Source organism: Microbacterium saperdae (assembly GCF_006716345.1).
GTDB lineage: Bacteria > Actinomycetota > Actinomycetes > Actinomycetales > Microbacteriaceae > Microbacterium > Microbacterium saperdae.
The window spans coordinates 2664758-2686947 of sequence record NZ_VFOX01000001.1; the positions used below are offsets into that span (position 1 = coordinate 2664758).

General features: G+C 69.5%; 21 protein-coding genes. 5 read left to right on the plus strand and 16 right to left on the minus strand.

Annotation, left to right across the window (positions count from 1 at the left end; translation table 11 throughout):
- Positions 1–29: 29 nt before the first annotated feature.
- From FB560_RS12665 to FB560_RS12680, 4 genes are read right to left on the minus strand one after another with little or no spacing between them, the layout of a single operon-like run.
- Positions 30–1220 (minus strand): amidohydrolase, encoded by a 1191-nt coding sequence (locus FB560_RS12665; RefSeq protein WP_141872695.1) that lies wholly within the window; start codon positions 1218–1220, stop codon positions 30–32.
- A complete protein-coding gene (locus FB560_RS12670; RefSeq protein ID WP_141872696.1) occupies positions 1217–1735 on the minus strand; it encodes a hypothetical protein in 519 nt (172 codons plus the stop codon). The genes FB560_RS12665 and FB560_RS12670 overlap by 4 nt, the downstream gene beginning before the upstream one ends.
- A gap of 20 nt (positions 1736–1755) precedes the next feature.
- Entirely contained in the window at positions 1756–2958 is a 1203-nt protein-coding gene (locus FB560_RS12675) for an aromatic ring-hydroxylating dioxygenase subunit alpha (RefSeq protein ID WP_141872697.1), read from the minus strand.
- A 19-nt stretch (positions 2959–2977) separates the two neighbouring features.
- Positions 2978–3946, minus strand: a complete 969-nt coding sequence (locus tag FB560_RS12680) for a PDR/VanB family oxidoreductase (RefSeq protein ID WP_211349965.1) — start codon at positions 3944–3946, stop codon at positions 2978–2980.
- Between the two features lie 126 nt (positions 3947–4072).
- Here FB560_RS12680 and hisC point away from each other — a divergent pair, with 126 nt between their 5' ends.
- Positions 4073–5170: a histidinol-phosphate transaminase gene (gene hisC / locus FB560_RS12685; protein ID WP_141872698.1), complete on the plus strand. Its 1098-nt coding sequence runs from the start codon at positions 4073–4075 to the stop codon at positions 5168–5170.
- A gap of 7 nt (positions 5171–5177) precedes the next feature.
- Here the strand turns inward: hisC and FB560_RS12690 are convergent, their stop codons facing one another.
- Positions 5178–6254 carry a winged helix DNA-binding domain-containing protein gene (locus FB560_RS12690; RefSeq protein WP_141872699.1) on the minus strand — a complete coding sequence of 359 codons (1077 nt, stop codon included), beginning with the start codon at positions 6252–6254 and terminating at the stop codon, positions 5178–5180.
- Between the two features lie 42 nt (positions 6255–6296).
- Positions 6297–7745, minus strand: coding sequence for a glyceraldehyde-3-phosphate dehydrogenase (locus FB560_RS12695; RefSeq protein ID WP_141872700.1), 1449 nt, complete (start codon positions 7743–7745; stop codon positions 6297–6299).
- Between the two features lie 163 nt (positions 7746–7908).
- Here FB560_RS12695 and FB560_RS12700 point away from each other — a divergent pair, with 163 nt between their 5' ends.
- Complete coding sequence (locus FB560_RS12700) at positions 7909–9252, plus strand: amidohydrolase (protein ID WP_141872701.1); 1344 nt, start codon at positions 7909–7911, stop codon at positions 9250–9252.
- 139 nt (positions 9253–9391) lie between these two features.
- Here the strand turns inward: FB560_RS12700 and FB560_RS12705 are convergent, their stop codons facing one another.
- From FB560_RS12705 to FB560_RS12740, 9 genes are all read right to left on the minus strand, one after another.
- Positions 9392–10381 (minus strand): methyltransferase family protein, encoded by a 990-nt coding sequence (locus FB560_RS12705; RefSeq protein ID WP_141872702.1) that lies wholly within the window; start codon positions 10379–10381, stop codon positions 9392–9394.
- A 77-nt stretch (positions 10382–10458) separates the two neighbouring features.
- Positions 10459–11157, minus strand: a complete 699-nt coding sequence (locus tag FB560_RS12710; protein ID WP_211349966.1) for an alpha/beta fold hydrolase — start codon at positions 11155–11157, stop codon at positions 10459–10461.
- Positions 11158–11191: 34 nt separating this feature from the next.
- Positions 11192–11779: a TetR/AcrR family transcriptional regulator gene (locus FB560_RS12715; RefSeq protein ID WP_141872703.1), complete on the minus strand. Its 588-nt coding sequence runs from the start codon at positions 11777–11779 to the stop codon at positions 11192–11194.
- 77 nt (positions 11780–11856) lie between these two features.
- On the minus strand, positions 11857–12690 hold the full coding sequence (locus FB560_RS12720) for an ATP-binding cassette domain-containing protein (RefSeq protein ID WP_141872704.1): 834 nt from the start codon (positions 12688–12690) through the stop codon (positions 11857–11859).
- The gene (locus tag FB560_RS12725; protein WP_141872705.1) at positions 12687–14495 is read right to left on the minus strand and encodes a dipeptide/oligopeptide/nickel ABC transporter permease/ATP-binding protein; all 1809 of its coding nucleotides are present in this window, start codon (positions 14493–14495) and stop codon (positions 12687–12689) included. The genes FB560_RS12720 and FB560_RS12725 overlap by 4 nt, the downstream gene beginning before the upstream one ends.
- Positions 14492–15433 (minus strand): ABC transporter permease, encoded by a 942-nt coding sequence (locus FB560_RS12730; protein ID WP_141872706.1) that lies wholly within the window; start codon positions 15431–15433, stop codon positions 14492–14494. Before FB560_RS12730 ends, FB560_RS12725 begins: the two co-directional genes overlap by 4 nt.
- Positions 15434–15533: 100 nt before the next feature.
- The gene (locus tag FB560_RS12735) at positions 15534–17063 is read right to left on the minus strand and encodes an ABC transporter substrate-binding protein (protein ID WP_229673086.1); all 1530 of its coding nucleotides are present in this window, start codon (positions 17061–17063) and stop codon (positions 15534–15536) included.
- A gap of 402 nt (positions 17064–17465) precedes the next feature.
- Positions 17466–17639, minus strand: coding sequence for a hypothetical protein (locus FB560_RS20705; RefSeq protein WP_170198118.1), 174 nt, complete (start codon positions 17637–17639; stop codon positions 17466–17468).
- A 143-nt stretch (positions 17640–17782) separates the two neighbouring features.
- Positions 17783–19123 carry an HNH endonuclease gene (locus tag FB560_RS12740; protein WP_141872707.1) on the minus strand — a complete coding sequence of 447 codons (1341 nt, stop codon included), beginning with the start codon at positions 19121–19123 and terminating at the stop codon, positions 17783–17785.
- A gap of 549 nt (positions 19124–19672) precedes the next feature.
- Here FB560_RS12740 and FB560_RS12745 point away from each other — a divergent pair.
- Positions 19673–20056, plus strand: a complete 384-nt coding sequence (locus FB560_RS12745) for a DMT family transporter (RefSeq protein WP_141872708.1) — start codon at positions 19673–19675, stop codon at positions 20054–20056.
- Positions 20053–20376: a DMT family transporter gene (locus tag FB560_RS12750; RefSeq protein WP_141872709.1), complete on the plus strand. Its 324-nt coding sequence runs from the start codon at positions 20053–20055 to the stop codon at positions 20374–20376. Before FB560_RS12745 ends, FB560_RS12750 begins: the two co-directional genes overlap by 4 nt.
- A 15-nt stretch (positions 20377–20391) precedes the next feature.
- On the opposite strand, the gene FB560_RS12755 is transcribed toward FB560_RS12750, so the two are convergent.
- Positions 20392–21354, minus strand: coding sequence for an aldo/keto reductase (locus FB560_RS12755; protein WP_141872710.1), 963 nt, complete (start codon positions 21352–21354; stop codon positions 20392–20394).
- Positions 21355–21454: 100 nt separating this feature from the next.
- Here FB560_RS12755 and FB560_RS12760 point away from each other — a divergent pair, with 100 nt between their 5' ends.
- Positions 21455–22189 (plus strand): SDR family NAD(P)-dependent oxidoreductase, encoded by a 735-nt coding sequence (locus tag FB560_RS12760; protein WP_141872711.1) that lies wholly within the window; start codon positions 21455–21457, stop codon positions 22187–22189.
- Position 22190 lies beyond the last annotated feature (1 nt).

Below are 22190 nucleotides of genomic sequence, written 5' to 3' on the forward strand. Positions count from 1 at the left end.
CCCGTCCCGCACCCCCTTCCCCGTCGGCGTCACCATCGGCCGGCCTCCGCGGCATAGACCTCGCGCCCGTCGATGAACACTCGCCGGACGGTCGATGCCACCTCCAGCGGATCCCCGGACCAGATCACGACGTCGCCGTCCCGGCCGACCTCGAGTGCGCCGACGCGGTCGTCGACCCGCACGATCTCAGCCGCCGACGAGGTCATCGCCGCGATCGCGGCATCGCGCGGCAACCCTGACCGCACCGCGACAGCGGCCTGGAGTGCGAGGTGGCCGATCGGGACGACGGGGTGATCCGTGGTCAGGGCGATGCGCACGCCCGCCGCCGCGATCGTCGCCAGGTGCGCCGGATCGGCCTCGCGCACCTCGACCTTCGAACGACTCGACAGGATGGGGCCGAAGATCACCGGAACATCGCGCTCCGCCAGCTGATCGGCGAGCTTGTGCGCCTCGGTGCCGTGGTTGAGCACCAGGCGCAGACCGAACTCCTCGGCCAGCCGGAGAGCCGTGGCGATGTCGTCGTGACGGTGCGCGTGCTGATCCCAGCTGAGCTCCCCGGAGAGCGCCTTCGCCAGCGCCTCCTTGCCGAGATCGCGAGCGAAGGGGGTGCCGTCGGTCTCCGCCTTGGCACGGCGGGCGACGTAGTCCTGCGCATCCACCAGCGCCTGGCGGATCACGAACGCGATGCCCAGGCGGGTGGCGGGAAGCTGCGAGCGCTTGCCGTACGTCTCCTTCGGGTTCTCACCGAGCGCGGACTTCACGCTGACCTCGGCGCGGATCACGCGGTCATCGACGTAAGGCCCTCCTCCGGTCTTGATCGCGACGCTCTGTCCGCCGATCGGATTCCCCGACCCCGGCTTGACGACCACCGCCGTCACCCCTCCGGCGAGCGCGTCGCGGAAGGCGATGTCCTCGACGTTGACGGCATCGATCGCACGCACGCCCGCGGTGTTCGGCATCGTCACCTCGCTGCCGTCGAAACCCGCAGGGCCGTTGGCCTCCTCGTGGGCACCGATGTGGCTGTGCGCGTCGATGAGACCGGGGAGCACCCACGCACCGGAGGCGTCGACGACGGTCGTGCCCTCCGGGATCCGCACCTCCCGCCCGACGGCCGTGATGCGTCCGTCCTGCACGAGCACCGTGGCGCCGTCGATGTCGCCCCCGAGTCCGGTGACCACCCGGCCGCCGACGATCGCCACATCGCCCGTGACCGCCGTCATCCGTCTTCCCTCTCGCCGGGCGCCGCCTGCGCGATCCGATCCACCCGGGCGCGCAGCTCCACCGGATCGACGCCGAGGATGCCGACAGTCGGATCCACGCGCACGATGACACCGTCGTCGCACACCGGCGGCTCACCGTGGAGGTCGACGACCGGATCGTCCACCCAGGCCCACGGCAGGGCACCGGCGTACTCGCGGATCATCCGCAGCTTGTCGAACTGCACGGGCAGGAACGGCCACGGCTCCTCCGGCAGATCGAGCGCCTGCCGGAACGCGGTGTGGGCGTTGTGCCCCCACTCCGAGGCCCACACGATCTCGAACCGCGTGGCCAGTTCCGCCAGCCGCGCGGCGGCGGCATCCGGGATCGCCACATCGCGCACCCACCGCCCCCAGGCCGAGAGGTGGTGCACCGAGACCGGTACGGCCGCCTCGCCCTCGAGCACGACGACGCCGCTGATCCCGAGCACGAGCAGAGGACGATCGCCCCGCGGCGGTCGCGCCGTGTACTTGGCCATGTCAGTCGTCCTTCGTCACGTCAGTCGTCCACGGCTTCGGCGAGCAGCGGAGCATCCGCCGCGCCCTCGAAGTAGTTGCCGCCCTCGATGCGCACCAGGCGCTCCGACTCGTCGAAGAAGACACCCACAGGGTCGCCGCCGCCGGCGACCGCGCGGTGCTGCTTGGCCATCATGCGGCGGATCATCGCGATGCCCTGATCGGTCGTGGTCAGGTGGTCCTCGGAGTGCAGCGAGATCGACCCCTGCGACTTCTGGGCCTCGTAGTCGCCGGGGAGCCGCTGGTGCTCGAGCTCGGTGAGCTCCTTCCAGGGCTTGCCCTCGTGCGTGGAGCGGAGCTTCGCGAGGAAGTCGGAGTCCTCATCGCGGGCCACCGTGAAGATGCGGAAGTTCGTGTCGTCCATCGGCACGACCCAGCCGATCATGTTCGTCTGACCGGAGCTGAGCTTGGGACTGGCGACCACGCGCAGGTTCGGGAAGATGACCTCGGTCACGCGTCGGAGCTGACGGCCGTCGCCGAGATCGCGCATCTGGATCGAGCGCACCCCCAGCGGCGTGTACTCGTAGCTGACCTCGGGGATCAGCGCCATCTCCGGCGTGAACTGGTTGCCGCTGAAACGCGCGTGCAGGATCGGCACATGGAACGGATCCATCACGTTCTCCCAGTGCTGCAGCCAGTTGAAGTCGAGCACTGCGGGTCCCCCGCCGCCGACTCCCTGGTCGTTCACGATCAGCTGCTCACCGGGCGCGAGGTCTTCGAGCGTGTCGTAGCGGGGCAGCACGGGCTTCTTGTCGGGCGGACCCATGTAGGCCCAGAGCAGGCCGTACTGCTCCTCGACCGAATACCAGGGCTGGCGCACGCGGTCGCGGTGCAGGCCGAGGTCGGGCTCGCAGGGCTGCTCGAGGCAGTGCCCCTCGGTGTCGAACACCCAGCCGTGATAGCAGCAGCGGATGCCCTCGTCTTCCACGCCGCCATAGAACAGCGAGGCACCACGGTGGATGCAGCGCGGGTGCAGCAGGCCGGGCTTGCCCTTCCTGGTGCGGAAGAGCACGAGCTCCTCACCCAGCACCCGCAGCGAGATCGGACGCGTCGTCGCATCCTCGACCTTCGCCACCGGATGCCAGTAGCGGCGCAGCACCTCGCCGTAGGGGGTGCCGGGGCCCACCTGGGCGAGCTCGTTGAGCGGCTGCCCCAGGCGGAGGCCGTATGCGGTTCCGGTGTCCATGTTGTCTCCGTTTCGGATGTCAGATGTCGAGCACGAGGGTGGAGTCGAGGGAGCGGGAGACGCAGATCATCATGGTCTCGTTGCTCTCGCGCTCCTCCGGGGTCAGGATCGAGTCGCGATGTTCGGGGGCGCCGTCGATGACGACCGTCTCGCAGGTGCCGCAGACACCCTCCAGGCACGAGCTCGGCACGCCGATGCCGGCCTGCTCGAGCATCTCGAGGATGCTGCAGCCGCGTTCGACCGTCACGATGAGGCCGGAGGCTCTGGCCTCGACCTCGAAGGTGTCGGCACCCTGGGACTCGCCGAACACCTTCGCCTGGAAGCGTTCGAGGTGCAGCGCGCCCTGCGGCCACCCGGTGCTGAGGGTCTCCAACTCGTCGAGCATGCGGGCGGGGCCGCAGGCGTAGATGCCGGTGCCTTCCGGGACGGAGCCGATCCAGGTCGCCAGGTCGAGCCGTTCCTCCCGGTCACGACTGACCAGCCGCGCGGGCGGTGCGCTCAGGTGCGGGGCCGAGGCGAACGCCATGCCCTCGCTGCGCGTGCCGAGGTACGCCAGCCGCCACGGGACGCCGCGGCGCTCGGCCTCGGCGATCATCGGGAGGATCGGGGTGATCCCGATGCCGCCGGCGAGGAAGACGTAGGCGCTCGCGTCTTCGAGCGCGAAGTGATTGATCGGAGCGGAGGCCGTGACGGCGTCGCCGACGCGCAGGGTCTGGTGCACATAGCGGGAACCCCCGCGGCTCGGGTTCTCGGCCAGGACGGCGACGCGCCAGGTGCGGAGGTCGGCGGGATCGGAGCACAGCGAGTACTGGCGTTCGACGCCGTTGGCGAAGCGCAGGTCGATGTGGGCGCCGGGAGCCCACTCCGGCAGCAGGGCACCGGAGGGGTCGTCGAGCTCGAGGGACAGCACATCGTGGGCCTCCCACCGCATGGCACGGACCCGGAGGTCGAGGGGCTGCGGGGAGAGCTCGGCCGCGAACTGAGACACCGTCGTTCCGCTCCTTCCGTCGATCCGATCACCCCTGATCGAATTGACAACATTGGATATAGTCAATTGCGATACTATGAATCCCGCCCGAGGCTGTCAAACGGGCGACGAACGAGAGGCGGAACGATGTCGGACCTGAGACTGCGTGAGGATCTGAGCGCGATCCCGGACTACAAGCCCGGGAAGACGACGACGCAGTCGGCCCCCACGGGCCCGGTGTTCAAGGTGTCGTCGAACGAGAACCCCTATCCGCCGCTCCCCTCGGTGGCGAGCGCGATCGCGGACCGGATCACCCACATCAACCGCTACCCCGAGACCGCGGCCACCGCCGTCGTCGCGCTCCTGTGCGAGCGATTCCAGGTCTCGCCCGTGAACATCGTGCTGGGCAGCGGCTCCGTCGAGGTGGTCTCGCAGCTCATGCGCGCCACCGCCGGCGAGGGCGATGAGGTCATGTTCGCGTGGCGCTCCTTCGAGGCCTATCCGATGCTGGTGCGCGCCGCCGGCGCCACTCCCGTCGCCGTGCCCCTCACCGCGGACCACCGCCACGACCTCGACGCGATGCGCGCCGCGATCACGCCGCGCACGCGCCTGATCCTCGTCTGCAACCCGAACAATCCCACCGGCACCACGATCGGGGAGGACGAGCTGACCGCGTTCCTCGACGCCGTCCCCGCCGACATCACGGTCGTGATCGATGAGGCGTACGTGCACTTCAACGAGCGCACGGACTCCCCCTCCGGGATCGAGTACTTCCGTCGCTACCCGAACGTCGCGGTCGCGCACACGTTCTCGAAGGCCTACGGGCTCGCCGGACTGCGCATCGGCTACGCGATCGCTCCCGAGCGCCTCGCGAACGCCCTGCGCAAGGTCGCGATCCCCTTCGGCGTCACGGATCTCGCACAGGCCGCAGCTGTCGCGTCGCTGCACGCGGAGGGCGAGCTCTCTGCCCGCGTGGCCGACCTCATCGCCGAGCGCGAGCGCGTGGTCGGCGCCTTCCAGGATGCGGGCCTCGACCTGCCCGAGACGCAGGCGAACTTCATCTGGGTCCCCTTCGGCGACGCCACGACAGCGGCGGCAGAGCTGCTGGAGAGCCACGGGCTCCTGGTCCGCCCCTTCGCGGGAGAGGGCTTCCGCGTCACGGTCGCCGAGCGCGAGGCGAACGACCTGCTCGTGCGGCTGATCCCCGAGCTGGCCGCGCTGCGCACACCCGTCGCAGCCGGCTGACCCGCGCTCAGCCGGCGAGGAATCGCGTATAGCGGCCGAGCGCGTTCGCGAGAGCCTCCTCGGGCACCGACTCGGCGCCGACGAGCCCTGTTCCGAACAGTTCCGGAACAGGGCTCTCTGCGCGGCGGCCCGCCGACGTGGAGTGTCCCCAGACCCCGATGACCACGCCATCCACGAGCAGGACAGGACGCACCATGCCGTTCTTCCCCGGGCCGATGGTCGCGAGATGCTCCGGCGCGCAGACGGTCGTGCGGTCGGCGTAGGAGATGTAGTACTCGTCGAAGGCGCCGAGAGCATGCACGCTCGGCACGCGGGCGGACCGGCGCGGGCGCCTCTCAGCCACGAACAGTCCGCTCTCGACCTCGACCACACGCGCGGCCGCCCGCTCGGCCGCCTGGCGCGAGAGGCCGAGCGGGAGCCCCGACCACCAGGCGAAGTCCGCGACTCCGGCCGGTCCGTGGCCCGCGATGTAGCGCACGAAGAGCTCGGCCAGCGCGTCGTCCGGATGCGCATGCTCGCGGATGTGCTCGTCGACCAGCACGAAGCGCTGCTCGCGGGCCACACCGTCGCGTGCGACGACGGGCCCCTGGCAGATCAGTCCGTCGATCGTGAGCGTGAACAGCAGGTGGATGCCGCGCTGCCCGGTGGGGTCGATACCGATGCCCTCCAGCAGCGTGAACACCTCGGCGCGCGTGAGACCGCCGTCACGTAGCGCCGGCGTCAGTGTGCGTGCGGCCGCCGCGACCATCTCGTCGTCGATCCCGAGATCACGGTGACGCGATGCCGCCTGTTGGCGCTGCCTGGGTGCCGTGACCTCCAGGATCCATCCCAGATCGCGCGCCGGAACCGTGTGCAGCGTGCCGCGCATGGTCCACGCCCGCACGAGATCGCCGCGGTCGAAGGCGCGGTCGACCGCGCGCAGGCCCGGCTCCCCGCGCGTACGCACGGCCAGCGCCCACCGCCCGGCGGTGAAGTCCTGGCTCTGCACCGCGAGCAGGTGGCCGGCCGCCTCCGACACCGTGCGCGCCGGCGCCGTGAGGCGGTGCGCACGCAGCCGCTCCGACAGCAGTGTCTCGCTCTTCATGCCCCCATCATGCCGGGGCCCTCCCCCATTTCCCGGGAGGTGTCAGCTGTGCAGCGTGACCTCGCGCCGCGCGGGGAGCACGACCGGGTGCGAGCCCGCCATGACCTCGAGCACGCGGATCACCTGGCAGGAGTAGCCGTACTCGTTGTCGTACCAGACGTAGAGCACGACGTCACGGTCGTTCGCGATGGTCGCGAGGCCGTCGACGATGCCTGCGCGGTGCGAACCGACGAAGTCGGTGGAGACGACCTCCGGGCTCTCGACGTAGTCGATCTGCTGGCGCAGCTTCGAGTGCAGCGACACCCGGCGCAGGTAGTCGTTGAGCTGATCCTTCTCGGCGGGGCGCTCCAGGCTCAGGTGCAGCACCGCGAGGGAGACGTCCGGCGTGGGCACGCGGATCGCGGAGCCCGTGAGCTTACCCGCGAGCTCGGGCAGCGCCCGGGCGACGGCCTTCGCGGCCCCGGTCTCGGCGATGACCATGTTCAGCACGGCCGATCGTCCGCGACGGTCTCCGCTGTGGAAGTTGTCGATCAGGTTCTGGTCGTTCGTGAACGAGTGCACGGTCTCGACGTGTCCTCGTACGATGCCGTACGCCTCGTCGATCGCCTTGAGCACAGGGGTGATGGCGTTCGTGGTGCAGGAGGCCGCCGTGATGATGCGGTCGTCGGGCTCGATCGTGTCGTCGTTGATGCCGTGCACGATGTTCTTCAGCGACCCCTTGCCCGGCGCGGTGAGCAGCACGCGGGCCACGCCCTTCGCCTCGAGGTGGCGGCTGAGGCCCTCCTCGTCGCGCCAGCGGCCGGTGTTGTCCACGACGATCGCGTCGTGGATGCCGTAGGCGGTGTAGTCGACGGATGCCGGGTCCCCCGAGTAGATCACCTGGATGCGGGTGCCGTTCGCGATGATCTGCTCGGTCTCCTCATCGACCGTCACGGAGCCGGCGAAGCGGCCGTGCACCGAGTCGCGCAGCAGGAGCGATGCGCGCTTGACGAGGTCGTTCTCCGAACCTCGGCGCACGACGATCGCACGCAGCCGCAGTCCGCTGCCGCCGCCCGTGTGGGCGATCAGGATGCGGGCGAGCAGGCGACCGATACGCCCGAAGCCGTAGAGCACGACGTCGGTCGGCGCGGCGACGGTGGCACCGATCGCCGGAGCGAGCGCCTCGGCCAGGTAGGCGTCGAGCGGGAGATCGCTCGACGCGTGGCCCTCAACCAGACGAGCGACGTCGAGCGACGACGCTCCCGGCGCGAGCGCGTGGATCGCTTCGAGCACGGCGAGCGTGTCGTCCAGCGGGAGCGTCTCGTGCCCGAGCTGGGCGACCCGCTCGTGCACCTCGACCAGGCCGGTGGCCGACAGGCCCAGCAGCCGATGCCCGTGCAGCGACGTGACCACGTCGTGCTCGCGCTTGAGTGAGCCGATGAGCGGGATCATCCGCTCCGCCAGCTCTTCTCTCGTCATCCAGTCGTCGCCGTGTGCGGCGGAATCGTTCATCTGCGTCCTTGCATGTGTGAGCGCGCACCGAGATCGCCGGCGCGCGAGTTGCCGGGTGAGCTTCGGGGGATGCCTCCAGCGTACGCGGCCGGGACGAGGGCTCCGAATCGGCGGCTCTCACCTCTCCCCTGCGCCCTCGTTTTACGTCTACACTGGTGGAATAATGAGCGACACATCCCCCGGCGACGAAGCCGATCTGATCATCCGCGGCGGGCGGATCCACACCTTCGACGGCCAGGACTCCGCCGTGAGCGCCCTGGCCGTCCGTGCGGGGCGCATCATCGCCCGGGACTCCGAGGCCGAGAAGCTCGCAGCAGCGCGCACGATCGAGCTCGACGGGCGCACCGCCATCCCCGGCATCAACGATGCGCATCTGCACGCGGCCTGGCTCGGCGCCCGCTGGCCGCACCTGTTCTTCTCCGACACTCCCCCGGAGGATCAGCCCTCCGGCCGGCTGGTGACGACCGAGACCGAACGCCGCGCGGCCCTCACCCGCGCCTGGGGTCTGCTCGCCGAGCTCGGCATCACGAGCTACACCGAGCCGGGCATCGGCCCGGGAGAAGACGACGGGGAGACCGGATGCTTCGGCACCGACATGCTCGCCACCTACACCGCGTTGCACCGCGAGCGCGCACAGACGTCCCGCGTGACGCTGCTCCGCCTGTTCGGCACGATCGACGGCGAGAGCACCCTCGAGGACTTCGAGCGGGGCATCCGCACCACGGCACCGACCACGGACCCGCACTGGCTCGCGGTGACCGGGGTGAAGATCTTCGCCGACGGCATCCCGCCGATGGCGACCGCCTGGGTCGAAGAGCCCTACCCCGACGGATCGACCGGAGAGCTCCTGACGCGTGGCAGCGATGCCCCTCTGAGCGCGTTCCGGCGGATGATCGAGCTCGCCGCCGCGCGCGGCCTGCAGATCGCCGTGCACGCGACAGGAGATCGCTCGATCACCGAGTTCCTGCACGCACTGGAAGGTCTCGACGCTGCTCCGCCCGCTGCGGGCCCGCACTATGTGGTGCACGGCGACCTCGCGACCACCGCGCAGCTCGAGCGGATGCGGCGCCTGGGGGCGGGGTTCGCGGTGCAGCCGCTCATCGCCGCCCACACGCACGACTGGGCGGGCGCGCAGCTCGGACCCGAACGATTGGCGCGGGCCTGGCCGCTGCGCGAGATGCTGGCCACAGGGACCCTCACGACGATCACGAGCGACGCCCCCATCGCGACGCCTGACTGGCGGGTCGGCCTCGATTCCTCTCTCGCACTGCTCTCCGCAGCGGGCCGCCCGGACGACACGGAGCTGCGCAGAACGCTGCTGCGCACGATGACCGTCGATGCCGCACGCCAGGACGGCGCCGTGACATGGAAGGGATCGCTCGAGGTGGGCAAGGTCGCCGATCTCACAGTTCTCGACGAGGACCCCTGCGCGCCGGGCCGCCCCTTCGCGTCCCTCGCGGTCGCGCGTACGATCGTCGACGGCCGCAGCATCTACCTCCGCGATTGAGCCCGACGCGCAGCGGGCATTCGCTCATCCGACTCCGAACGAGAACGGCGGGCGGCATGTTCACGCATGCCGCCCGCCTCTGATCCCCCTCGGATCAGTTTTCCGCCCCGGCGCCCGAACCGGCGCGCCGGGGCCGTCTTCACACCGCCGTCGCGACGAGCACCCGCGGGCTTCCGGGCAGCGCGATCTTGTCGCGCACCTGCCAGCCGGCATCGTCGAGCCACCCGCGCACCTGCGCCTCGGGGTAGACGATCGTCCCGTCGATGACCAGGTACTCCCCCGCGTGCAGGGCGTCGAGCCCTCGCTGCTCAGGGTCGTCGTCGAGGAAGAAGTCGAGCACGGTGAGCGTGGCGCCCGCGACCGCCGCGCCCCGGAGGGTGCGGAAGATCCGCGCGTTCTCCTCCGCGCTGAACCGGTGGATCACGTGGTTCGCGAACACCGCGTCGTACTCGCCCTGCGGCGTGGCGGTGGCGGTGTCCCCCACCTCGACGACCGCGCGATCCGCGACCCCCGCCGACTCGACCGCTTCGACGATGCCGTCCTCGAACCCGGGGGCGTAGAGGAACGTCGTGTGCAGCTGCGGATTCTGCGCCATCACCGACAGCGCGAACTCCGCGGACAACCCTCCGAAGTCCAGTGCACGTGTGGCGCCGCCGAGATCGACGTGGCGACCGAACTCCTGCGCGTGCAGGCGGTTGTAGGTCATGACGCCGGCCATGAAGGTGGCCCAGCGCGCGTCGTCCATCTGCAGGTCGCCCGGTTCGGTGGTGTCCACGGTGTGCGCGATCTGGAGCCAGTGCGGGTAGCTGATCTCGTCGAGGAAGGTCAGGAACGGCGCGAGATCGATCGCGGCACCCGTACCGGTCAGGTACGCCGCCGCATCCGGGGCCGTCGCATAGCGCGCATCCGCGCGGACGAGCAGCCCCTTGGCGGCCATGGCGTCGGCGAGCAGACGGGCGATCCGTTCGCTCACACCGCAGCGGACGGCGATCGCCTCTGCCGTGTCGGCACCGGCGGCGACAGCGGAGAAGAGCCCGATCCGGCTGGCCTGGAAGAGCTGCTTCGATGCCATGTAGCCGGTCGCGATGTCGAGGATGCGCGCCGCGTCGGGAGTGGAGGTGTGGGTCATGGTGACCGCCTTTCGTGTGATCTATCTACAAATGTGGAAAATAATGGGCGGCGCGGAACCCCGCGGAACGATCCGATTCAGCCGGCGAGGAAACCGCGCACAGCATCACGGAGCTCGGGAGCGTGCAGCGCCGCGAGGTGATCTCCGGGGACCCGAGCCGTCCGAGCATCCGGGAGGAGCGCGGCGAGCGCATCGATCCCGGCCGCCATGGCGTCGTCCGCACCACCGAGCAGCAGCACCGGCATCCGCGGCCCTTCGGCGTTCGGCGCGAACGGCTCCGCAGCGAGCCCCTCGATCAGATCGAGCAGCGCACCAGGGCGATTCCCCGGCGCCGCGATCATGTGCGCGATCATGGCCGTGAGCGGATCGCCCGGCGCCGCTCCTCCCGCGATCGCGGACCGTGCAGCGGCGAGATCCACGGCCGCGAAGGGCTCCCCCGCGCTGAGTCCTCCGAGCACCAGCCGGCGCACCGAGACGTCGGACCGCCGCGCCAGATCCCAGGCGAGACGCGCGCCGAGCGAGTACGCCACGACATCGACCTCCTCCGCACCGATGCCCTCAGCCAGGGCGTCGAGCACGGCGGCGGTCGGAGCGGTTCCGAGCGCCGGGCTGTCACCGTGCGCCGGAAGATCCACCACGAGCCGCGGCCGGCCGTCGAGCGCGTGGGCCCACTCGGCCTCCGGCCAATCCTGCGCGCCGCGCGAGGCGAGGCCGTGCAGGAACACGACCGGTCGCCCGGAGCCCGGGTGGCGTGCGATGAGAAGGGGGGATGTCACGGTGCGCCGTCCTCTCGGATCCGGCGCGCCGCCGTCAGCGGAGCCGCGCCAGGAACTGGTCGATATACGTCTGGTAGTCGGCGATGCGCTCGCCGTCGGGGTACATGAGGTTGATGACCGTCGCGCCCACCGCGACCGAGATGAACTCGTTCGCGAACGGGGCGTAGTCCTGCTCGCGGATGGCTCCCGCCTCGCGGGCGGCCTCCATGCGCTCGACGAGCATCGCGTGCCAGCGCCCGAGATGCGTCCGGTAGAGCTCCGTCAGCGAGTCGTTCGACATCGCGTACTCCCAGAGCGCCAACAGCACGCGTCCGCTCGCGATCTCGTCGACTCCGCTCGGCAGCGTCCCCTCGAGCACCTGCCTGAGCATCTGCTCCGGCGTCGCGCCCGCCGAGATCGACTCCTGCAGCCATTCGTCGTGTTGGTGCAGCACCGTCTCGAACGTCGCCGCGACGATGCTTTCCTTGCCGGGGAAGTAGTGCTTCAGCGCACCGTTCGCGAAGCCCGCCTCCGCCGCGATGCTGCGCATCGTGGCCGCTTCGAACCCGCCCTTGAGGATGATGGACTTCGCCACCTCGACGATGTCCCGTCGACGCTGGTCGTGGTCGATGATCTTCGGCATGGAGTCCTTCCGGCCGGTTCTGGATCGGCGATCCTCCGCACATTCCGCGTCGGCGCGGGGAGAGATCGGGCCTGGAGCTACCGTACCGCCGCATCGGGCACCTCCCGCAGAGCGAGCCACTGCGCACGGCGAGCGCGTTGCGCAGCGGGGTCGGCGACCGGGGAGGCGAGACGCAGGCGTTCGGAGTACGCATGCCGCGGCGCCCGCGTGACCTGCTCGCCCTCGCCGACCTCGACGAGCTCGCCGCGATACATCACGGCCACCCGATGGCAGACTCGACGCACGACGCCCAGATCGTGCGACACGAAGAGGTACGACACCCCGGTGTCACGCTGCAGCTCGATGAACAGGTCGAGGATCGTCGCCTGCGTGGTGAGGTCGAGCGCGCTGACCGGTTCATCGCACACGATGAGCCGCGGCCCGCGCACGAGGGCACGGGCGATCGCGATCCGCTGCCGCTGGCCTCCCGAGAACTCGCTCGGGTAGCGGTCCATCGCGGCGACGGGCAGGCTCACGCGGTCGAGCATCTCCCGCACCTTCGCCTCCGCCGCCTTCGCCCCGATGCCGGTGGTGAGCAGGGGCTCCGCGAGGATGTCGCCGATCGTCATGGCCGGGTTCAGGGAGCCGTAGGGGTCCTGGAACACGACCTGCACGTCATCCGCCAGCGCGCGGCGCCCGCGGCCGCTCACCCGGGTGATGTCCTGCCCGTCGAAGCGGATGCTGCCGCTCGTGACCGGCGCGAGCCCCAGGATCGCCTTGCCGAGGGTGGACTTGCCCGAACCGGACTCGCCGACCAACCCGAGGCACTCCCCCGGGGCGATGTCGAGCGAGACGCCGTGCAGCGCGCGGAAGGCCGTGCGCCCGCGTCCGTAGTCGACGACGAGGTTGTCGACCTCGAGCAGCGCGTTCACGCGTTCACCTCCGTGATCAGCACGGACCGCTGAGCGACCCGATCGAGTTCGGCACGTCCGTCGGCGTCGTCGAGCGACGCCGAGATCAGCGCTCGGGTGTACTCCTCGGCGGGAGCCGCGAACAGGTCATCGACCGGACCGGACTCCACGATGTCGCCGCCGCGCATCACGATCACCCGGTCGCAGATGTCGGCCACGACACCGAAGTTGTGGGTCACGATCAGCAACGCCATGCCGTACTCGGCCTGCAGCTCACGCAGCAGTTCGAGCACCTCGGCCTGCACGGTCACGTCGAGCGCCGTGGTGGGCTCGTCGGCGACCAGCAACGCAGGTCGGCCCGCGATCGCACCGGCGATCAGCACGCGCTGCGCCATGCCCCCGGAGACCTGATGCGGATAGCTGCGCATGACGCGGTCGGGGTCGGTGAGTCCGACCCGCACCAGCATGGCGCGGGCGCGCTCCCTCGCGGCCGTTCTGCTCAGTCCGTGCGTGCGACGCAGCGGCTCGATGAGCTGGTGGCCGATCGTGTAGGAGGGATCGAGGTTGCTCATCGGCTCCTGCGGCACGTAGCCGATGGCGCGGCCGAGCAGAGCCTGTCGCTGCTTCGGGGTCGCCCGGGTGACGTCGGTGCCGCCGACCCAGATCGCATCGGCGACCGCGCGGCCGGTCGACGGCAGCAGGTCGAGCACCGAGAACACGGTCTGGGACTTTCCCGAGCCCGACTCCCCCACGATGCCGACGACCTCGCCCGGCGCGACATCGAGCGTGACGCCGTGCACGACCTCGGTCTCCCCCGCGGGGGTCGCATGCGCCACGCGCAGGTTCTCGACCCGCAGCGCGGCCGCTGCGGCCTCGTGCTGCGTGGTACCGGTCGCCGCGACGGTCGGCATCGGGGCAGCTGTCGACGCCCCGTTCCGGCGACGGGCCGCGCGGGGCGTGCGCACCTGCACGAGTTCGGCGAGGGTCGATCCCATGATCGCGAGCACGGCGATCGTGAGGCCGAGCGCCGCCGAGGGCCAGAGCAGCATGAGCGGGTAGGTGAGCATGAGACGGAAGCCCTCGAGCATCATCGCGCCCCAGCTGGGAACGTTCGAGTCCCCGATGCCGAGGAACTGGAGCCCGGCCTGCATGCCCATCGCGATACCCGCGGTGAGCGCGGTCTGGATGATCACCGGCGGATAGACCGCCTTGATCACGTGCCGGAAGATGATGCGCGCATCCGACAGTCCGGAGACGCGGGCGGCATCGATGTAGGGCTCGCCCCGCACCGCGAGGGTCTGGGATCGTGAGATGCGGAAGTAGCCGGGCACCATGAACACGCCGACCGTGGCCATCAGGACCTCGAAGTTGTTGCGGCTCCCTGCGGCGACCACGAGCAGGATGATCATGCCGGGGATCGACTGCAGAGCGTCGCTGATCCAGGTCGCGACCCGGTCGAAGGTCCCGCCGAAGTAGCCCGCAGCGACGCCGGCGGGGACGCCGATCACGAGGGCGGTGACGATCGTGATGAGTGCGCCCCACAGGGTCGTACGGGTGCCGTAGATGAGCCGCGAGAGGATGTCGCGGCCGGTGGAGTCTCCGCCCAGGAGATGCTCCGGACCCGGCGCGGCCTTCGCGGCCGAGAGGTCGACGAAGTTCGGATCCATCGGCGCGAGCAGGGGCGCGAGGACTCCCACGAGCAGGATCAGCAGGAAGATCGCGAGCGGGATGTAGCCGCCGGGGTGGCGGAGGAAGCGGCGGAACAGGCCGGAGCGGCGCTTCTGCGCGGCGCGGTCGAAGGCGACGCGGATGTCTGTGGTGGTCATGCGACGCGCACCTTCGGGTTGATCCAGCCGAGGACGAGATCCAGCAGGAGGTTGATGAGGACGACGAAGACGATCGAGATCACGGTGATGCCGAGGAGCATCGGGATGTCGCCGTTCTGCGAGGACTGGTTGGTGAGCTGTCCGAGACCGGGGAGGCTGAAGATCTGCTCGACCACGATCGCGCCGGAGAGCAGGCCGACGAACATCAGGGCGATCACCGTGAGCGCGGCAGGCGACGCGTTGCGCAGGATGTGCAGATTCACGCGCGTGGCCGAGAGCCCGCGGCTGCGGAGGGTGCGCACCCAGTCCTGACGGCTCTGCGCGATGACAGCGTTGCGCAGCTGCTCCGCCACCGCGACGATGCCACCGAGCGCGAGGGAGATCGCCGGGAGCGTGATCGATCGCAGCCACCCCTCGACCGACTGCGTCGGAGGCACGTACCCCACGGCGGGGAACCACTTCAGCTGCACCGCGAGCCACATGACCAGCACGAGGCTGACCCAGAAGCCCGGGAGGGCGAACAGCACGACCGAGATGCCCTTGATGATCCGGTCGAACCAGGTGCCGGGTCGCAGCCCCGTGATCATGCCGAAGGCGACACCGATGACGGCGGTGATGAGAGTGGCGAACGTGACGACCGAGAGCGTGACGGGTACCTTGATCGCGAGCTGGTCCGCGACGGGCTGGAAGTTGCGCCAGGAGACCCCGAAGTCCAGCAGCGCGGCGTGCGAGAGCCAGTCCCAGAACTGCACCAGGAGAGGGCGGTCGAGACCGATCTTCTCCGCGAGCGCGGCCTGCTGGGCAGGGCTCGCCGTGGTGCCCAGCAGCGCGGCCGTCGGATCGCTGATCGCCAGGTGGGCGAGGAAGAACGTGCCGATCGAGACCGCGACGAGCAGGAGGATGCCGGACAGCATCCGCTTCGCCGTGAACAGAAGCATGAGGACCTCTCGGAGGGTCGGAGGGGGATGGATGCCGGGGCGGCGCCCGTCCGCATCACCGCAGATCGCAGTGAGGGGACAGCGGCCGCCCCGGCGGGCGTCAGCCCTGAGTGATGTAGCGCAGCGTGGGGAACATCATCCCGACCACCGGCTGCAGCTGGATGCCGGCAGCGGTGTAGTAGATGTTGTTCGCCTGGTACCAGACCGACCACCATGCCTGGTCGACGAGCGCCTGATTCAGCTCCTGGATGGCGGCGGTCTGCTCGTCACCACGGGCGCTCTGCACCTTCTCGACGAGCGGGGCGATGACCTCGTTCTTGGCGTAGTCCGGCTCGGGGTTGAACCACTGCACGCTCGTGAGCTGGCGGGAGACCGTCGCGACGTCGTTGCCGTCCATGGCCAGGAACGAGATGAACATCGGGTAGTTCGGTGCGTTCAGCTGGTAGTCCGGCATCTGCATGTTGTCCCAGGTGACGGTGATGCCGAGCTCGTTGAGCGCCTGCTCGGCGGAGGGCTTCCACATCTCGAAGATGGGCGACATGGGCATCGAGATCTCGAAGCCGTCGGGGTAGCCGGCGTCTGCCAGCAGTTCCTTGGCCTTGTCGATGTTGTAGGCGTAGGTCTCGTTCAGCGCCGGATCGTTGATCGCGCCACCGTCGGGGAACACCTGGTTGGTCGCGACGCCCGCCCCGCTGCCGACGGCGGCGAGGACTGCGGCGCCGTCGAAGGCGTAGTTCAGCGCCTGGCGCACCTCGAGCTTGCCGAGGGGCTCGCTCTTGGCGCCGGTGTGATCGGTGATCACGAGGCCCGCCCAGCCGGAGACGCGCTGCGCGACGTTCCACCCCTGCTGGTCGGCCTGCTCGAGGTTCGCCACGTCGCCGTACTGCACGTTGATCTGGCCGCTGAGCATCGCGTTGTGGCGTGCCGTGGCATCTGTGATCGGGAAGATCGACAGCTCCGCGAACGGATACGTCTTGGCATCCCAATGGTCGTCGACCTTGGTGAAGTGGTACTCCGCACCGGCGACGCTCGTCGCGCTGTCGAGGACGTAGGGACCGGAGCCGATCGGCTCCTTGCCCAGCGAATCGGCGTCGATGGATGCCGGAGACATGACGTAGCTGCGGCCGAGGCCCATCAGATACAGGATCGTGTCGTCGCGCTGCGTGAGCCTGATGCTGATCGTGTCCTCGTCGACCTTCTCGAAGGACGAGACATTGAGGTAGGCCTCCCCCGAACGGGCTCCGGCCTTGAGGTACTCCAGGCTCTTGACCACGGCGTCGGCGTCGACCGGGGTGCCGTCGCTGAACACGGCGTCGGTGCGGATGTCGAGGTCGATGCTCAGGTCGTCGTCTGCGACGGTCCATTCGGTCGCGAGCGACGGGATCGGGTTGCCGTCCTTGTCGAGGGCGATCAGGGCGTCGTAGACGGCGGACAGGTACGGTCCGTCGAACCCGATGTCGGCCAGCGACGGGTCCCACGACGTCACGTCGAGGAAGTTGCCGATGTTCAGGGCGTCAGGGCTGTCCACGCCGCTGTCGTCGGACGGAGCCGGTGCGGTTCCGCCGCTGCAGCTGGTGAGCGCGAGTGTCGCGGCGAGGGCCGCGGCGATCGCAAGGGGCATTCGTTTCATGGTTCCTTCTCTCGGGTGCAGGGAGTGGTGAAGAAGGTTCGAAGAGCCACTGGCCGGAGAGCCGGATCAGACGCCACTTCGATGTGTCGTGCTGGTTAGTCTACATGCGTGGAAAAAGAGCGCAAGAGCATTCCGTGGTGAGGAGAGCGGCATCCATGCCTCCGCGCGCACCCGACTTGTCCGAGCGCGCAGGGCTTGGCGTGAGCGGCGATCGGTCGCAGCGGTCAGCTTGCGCGGGATGTCAGACGCCGAGCGGGTCGGTCCCGCAGACGATTCACGTGCGCGCAGCAGGGGTTCGTCTTCAGGGGTCCGCCTTCAGGGGGATGTGCGGTCCTGGCGTGCGTGGTGCAGTGGAGGCAGGTTCTTGATGCTCCGAGGAGGAGAAGTGGACGTTCTCAGAGTTCAACGGTTGCGGCTGGCGCTGCGGCTTGTCAGTGTCGTCGCGATCATCGTCGTGAGCGCTGCGATCATCTGGTTCGGGTTCGCTGCCACCGCTGCGTCTGGCGTCCAGATGGCCGCGGCGAGCGCGATGTTCGCGGCAGCTGCCAGCGGATGGTCGGGCGCTTTCGCAGCCATCACAGCAAAGCTGAAGTCGGGCGAGGCAGCTCGAGTCTGATCGTGTTTGCTCGCCCCGTCGATGAGCCGTGGATGCGTATGCGGATGGCGCAACGAGAGACGATGGCGTGCTTGTCACACCGGGTCGACCCAGGCAGGCCAGCTCAGGCGGCGATGTCGAAGCGGGCGCGGCCGCCGAGGCGGGGCGTGCGGGCGAGGTCGACATAGCGGGGTGGCACGAACCACACCCGGGCGGTGATGCCGGTGCCGTCGATGCGGATCTCCCAGTCGTTGTCATGGATGCGGTGGTGACATGTCTCGCACAACAGCACCCCGTTCGACAGGTCCGTCGGCCCGGCATCGCGTTGCCACCACCGGATGTGATGCGCTTTCGTCATCTCCGGCGGCAACCCGCACATCGCGCAACCCCCATCACGCTCCACCAACGCGAGTCGTTGCCCTCGGGTGAAGAGCCGCTTCTCCCGACCCCAATCCAGGATCTCGCTGTCTGAGCCCATCACCCAGGGGATCACTCCACCTCCGGCGGCCATCCGCCGGGCTGCCCCGACACTGACCGGAGCCTCGATCCCATCGATCGTCGCCGACCCCGTCCCCGACTGCAGATCGTCCAGGGTCATTCGTACGATCACCGTCGCTCCGGCCATCGGTACCCGAGCGTCACACCCGAGCGCGTGCGCGCAGAACGCGACCAGCGCGTCGGCCTGGATCATCGACACTGTGCGCCGATCCGCATCCGCAGCATCCGGTTCAGGCGCGTCCTTCCGCGCAGCGAACGCCACCGACACGAACCCCCGCACCGCCGTCACCACCGGCGCCGCGGTCTCCACATCCAGCACCGCGTTCAGATGCAGCATCCCGTCCCGCTCGAACATCGTCAACGACCGGCGCGCCCGCCGCTCCTCGTCGCGCGGCGGCACCCCGTCCGGGTCCAACCACGCCTCCGCCCGCACGACCAGCTTGCGCACCGCATCCAGCGCCAACCCGGACGCCGCATCCACCAGCACCCGCTCCCCCTCAGCGACCCGCACCGGCCCCGCGGCCACCCGGCACCGCTCCAGCACCCCGATGATCAATGCCGCCGCCTGCGCGCTCAACACCCCTGAAGCCAGCGCCTCCCGCACCCGCGGGTACTTCGCCGGCAACCGTGCCCCCAGAAGATCCGTCCGTGGCGCGGTCGCCTCCCCCACCGTCACCAACCGGGACGCCTCCCCCGCCGACACCCCGGCCGCCGCGGCGATCAACGTCGCCGTGTTCCGAAACCCCTGCTGCTTCGCCAGACTCGCCGCACCCAGCTCCGGCCGCGACTCCCGAGCAATGCCCGCCGCGACCTCCACCTGCACCGCCGACAATCGTCGCTGCAACACCCCGAGCGCATCATTGACCGCGACCAACTGCTCCCGCGAGAGATCCTGCGCGTCATCCGCCCCCGCCCAGGCCGCTTCGAGACGACCCAGCGCCTCGTGCATCCCGACCAGTTTCGACATACCTCATTTTACCCCGAGCCACCCCCGAGTATCGAACGTATATTCGAACGCATGCCGGCATATCGATACTCCGGGCGGTTCACCTTCCCCGGGTGCCCAGGCGACTTCCCTTACCTCGCGCCAGCCCTGAGGCCGGGCTCTCGACGAGCTCCATCGACCTCAGCGCTCGAAGGGCGCTCCCCCAACACCCGCTCCAGACGTCGCAGCGCTCGACCGTATCTCCGCGTCGAGGTCGACCGCAGTGTCGTTGACGGAGAGCTGGAGGGGAACCAACACGGCGGCTCCGGTCAACGTGATGATTCCCGCCACACCGAGGGGGACCATCACGCGACGACGCCTCCACCACACCACGGGAGCGTCCGCCCCGCGATCGAAGCGCGCTGCGCGTCCCTGCTCATCTGGCCCACCAGGGCATGGCGGATGGCGTCCTCGCCGCCTTCCGCAGGATCAGCGGATGCGAGTTCCGACGACCCTGTTCACCCGCCGGACAGGGAATCGTGCGAGCATCCGACGCGTTCTCACCACGGACACATCCCGAAAGGCCACTCGATGACAGACCGCCCCCGCCGCTCGGCGTGGCCACCACTCCTGGTCGCCATCGCCCTGGAAGTCATGGCCACCCTCTCGTTGCGCGCCGCCGAAGGATTCACGCATCCGCTGTGGCTGATCCTCGTGGTGATCGGCTACAGCGGTTCGCTCTGGTTGCTCTCGATCGTGCTCGACCGGGGCATGCCGGTCGGCGTCGCCTACGGCATCTGGTCAGCGATCGGCGTCGTGGCGACGGCCGTGCTCGGCACCGTGCTGTTCGGCGAGCTGTTGGGTCCGGTGCAGATCATCGGCGTCGGCGTGATCGTGGTCGGGGTGCTGCTGGTCGAACTCGGCTCCCACACGCGGGAAACCGCGCAGCCGGCCCTCCCGGAGGTCGCCGCATGACCTGGCTGCTGCTCGCCCTCGCGATCGCGAGCGAGGTCACCGCGACGCTGAGCCTGCGCGCGTCCGAAGGGTTCCGTCGTAAGCGCTGGATCCCGGTGATCGTCGTCGGCTACCTCGCCGCGTTCACCCTGCTCGGCACGATCCTGGCGATGGGGATGCCGGTGGGCGTCGCCTACGGCATCTGGGCCGCCGCCGGCGTCGCGGTCACCGCCGTGCTGGGACGCGTGATCTTCAAGGACCACTTCTCCGCGTTGATGGCCGTCGGTGTCGCGCTCATCGCGGTCGGTGTCGCGATGATCGAGTTCGGCGGCGTGCACTGAGGCAGGTCTCGCCACTCACCAGGCCCCGTCGGCTCGCACCTCCTGATCGACCCAGCACCCGGCGAGCGCGGCGCGGACCTCATCACCGTGATCACGCGCCAGCGCCAGTGCGGCGTGATTCTGCTCCAGCTGCTCGCGGCGTGACGCACCGAACAGCACGTTCGCGGTCGCGGGATTCGACAGGCAGAAGGCGACCCCCAGCGCGGCAGGAGTGACCCCGAACTCCCCCGCGATCCGCGCGACCTCGGGGTAGATCGCCGCGATCCGTTCGCGGATCCCGCCGACGTCCGCGCCGATCTTGCGCTGCGGCGAGCGCCCGGTGGCGAGAATGCCCCCTTCGAACACATCCGAGGCCTGCAGAGTCAGCGTCCCGTCGGCGAACAGCGGCCCGTATGCGTCACCCTCGGCCATCGAGCGGCGGGCGATGCCGTACTTCAGCTGCGCGAACACCGGTCCGGCAGCACCCTGCGCCTCCGCCTCCGCCAGCGCTTCCCGCGTCTGCGCGATGCGCCAGTTGTTGATCCCCCAGGAACCGACCAGCCCCTCGGCGATCAGCGCATTCACGTCGGCGACGAGGCGCGGCATGTCGGGGGCGTCGAGGTAGTCCCCCACCACCAGCGTGTCGAACCGGTCGAGACCGGCACGCTCCAGCGACTCGAGCAGCTGCGCCCGGAAACCCTGGTTCGGCCAGTCCCAGAGCCAGAGCTTGCCGCACAGCACGAGATCGGAGCGATCGACTCCGCTGGCCCGAAGAGCCTCGCCGAACAGGATGTCGGTCTGCGAGTTCTCGGCGTGCGGTCCCATGTTGTAGTACGCGACATCGAAGAATCCGGCGTCCCGCTCCACCGCGCGGCGGATCACGGCGACCGCCTCCTCGGAGGTCATCCGATCCCAGGTGTTCCACGATCCCAGGGCCAGCGGAGGCACCACCGCTCCCCCCGATTGCAGAGCCCTGGCGGGATATGTCGATTCAGGCATGAAGACTCCTTCAGCTTCGCGTGACACGGGGTTGTGTTTTTCTATGTTTGTAGAATATAACGGAGACATCCCGTCAGAACACCCGTCAGTGAGGACGAACATGACCGAATCCCCCCGCCGCATCCTGGTCACCGGAGGCGCCTCCGGGCTCGGCCGCGGCATCGCCGCCGCCTTCCGCGCGGAGGGAGCCGAGGTCTTCATCGGCGATGTCAATGCGGATGCCGCCGCCACAGCTGCCGCGGAGGTCGGGGCCACGGCGCTCACGCTCGACATCGGCGACGAGGCATCCGTCCTCGCGGCGGCCGAGCAGATCGCCGCATCCGGGGGCCTCGACGTGCTCGTCAACAACGCCGGCATCGTCGCGGGCGGCGGCACACTGCAGGAAGTTCCGGTCGACGTCGTCGATGCGGCGCTGCGTGTCAATGTGCGTGGCACGTTCCTGATGCTCCGCGTGTTCGGCGCACTGCTCGCGACCGCCGGCCGCGGCTCGATCGTCAACATCTCCTCGATCGGCGCCCGCCAGCCGACTCCCGGCCTCGGGCACTACGAGGCCACCAAGGCTGCGGTCGATGCGCTCACGCGTACCGCCGCGATCGAGCTCGCCTCGTCCGGCGTTCGCGTGAACGCGGTCGCTCCGGGGCCCGTGCTCACGCCGCTCACCGCCGCCTTCGCCTCGGACCCGCAGGCCCGCGCGGCCTGGGAGTCGCGTATCCCGCTCGGCACGATCGCCGAGATCGACCAGATCACCCCGCTCGTGCTCTTCCTCGCGAGCGATGCCGCCAATCACATCACCGGGATCTCCGTCGCCGTCGACGGAGGACAGCTCCTGGTCTGAG

Excerpts from the sequence above, each read along its gene's own strand:
- FB560_RS12665 (WP_141872695.1), bottom strand. The coding sequence starts at position 1,220 with ATGACGGCGGTCACGGGCGATGTGGCGATCGTCGGCGGCCGGGTGGTC.
- FB560_RS12670 (WP_141872696.1), bottom strand. The coding sequence starts at position 1,735 with ATGGCCAAGTACACGGCGCGACCGCCGCGGGGCGATCGTCCTCTGCTC.
- FB560_RS12675 (WP_141872697.1), bottom strand. The coding sequence starts at position 2,958 with ATGGACACCGGAACCGCATACGGCCTCCGCCTGGGGCAGCCGCTCAAC.
- hisC (WP_141872698.1), top strand. The coding sequence starts at position 4,073 with ATGTCGGACCTGAGACTGCGTGAGGATCTGAGCGCGATCCCGGACTAC.
- FB560_RS12690 (WP_141872699.1), bottom strand. The coding sequence starts at position 6,254 with ATGAAGAGCGAGACACTGCTGTCGGAGCGGCTGCGTGCGCACCGCCTC.
- FB560_RS12695 (WP_141872700.1), bottom strand. The coding sequence starts at position 7,745 with ATGAACGATTCCGCCGCACACGGCGACGACTGGATGACGAGAGAAGAG.
- FB560_RS12700 (WP_141872701.1), top strand. The coding sequence starts at position 7,909 with ATGAGCGACACATCCCCCGGCGACGAAGCCGATCTGATCATCCGCGGC.
- FB560_RS12705 (WP_141872702.1), bottom strand. The coding sequence starts at position 10,381 with ATGACCCACACCTCCACTCCCGACGCGGCGCGCATCCTCGACATCGCG.
- FB560_RS12715 (WP_141872703.1), bottom strand. The coding sequence starts at position 11,779 with ATGCCGAAGATCATCGACCACGACCAGCGTCGACGGGACATCGTCGAG.
- FB560_RS12725 (WP_141872705.1), bottom strand. The coding sequence starts at position 14,495 with ATGACCACCACAGACATCCGCGTCGCCTTCGACCGCGCCGCGCAGAAG.
- FB560_RS12730 (WP_141872706.1), bottom strand. The coding sequence starts at position 15,433 with ATGCTTCTGTTCACGGCGAAGCGGATGCTGTCCGGCATCCTCCTGCTC.
- FB560_RS12735 (WP_229673086.1), bottom strand. The coding sequence starts at position 17,063 with ATGAAACGAATGCCCCTTGCGATCGCCGCGGCCCTCGCCGCGACACTC.
- FB560_RS20705 (WP_170198118.1), bottom strand. The coding sequence starts at position 17,639 with ATGGCTGCGAAAGCGCCCGACCATCCGCTGGCAGCTGCCGCGAACATC.
- FB560_RS12740 (WP_141872707.1), bottom strand. The coding sequence starts at position 19,123 with ATGTCGAAACTGGTCGGGATGCACGAGGCGCTGGGTCGTCTCGAAGCG.
- FB560_RS12745 (WP_141872708.1), top strand. The coding sequence starts at position 19,673 with ATGACAGACCGCCCCCGCCGCTCGGCGTGGCCACCACTCCTGGTCGCC.
- FB560_RS12750 (WP_141872709.1), top strand. The coding sequence starts at position 20,053 with ATGACCTGGCTGCTGCTCGCCCTCGCGATCGCGAGCGAGGTCACCGCG.
- FB560_RS12755 (WP_141872710.1), bottom strand. The coding sequence starts at position 21,354 with ATGCCTGAATCGACATATCCCGCCAGGGCTCTGCAATCGGGGGGAGCG.
- FB560_RS12760 (WP_141872711.1), top strand. The coding sequence starts at position 21,455 with ATGACCGAATCCCCCCGCCGCATCCTGGTCACCGGAGGCGCCTCCGGG.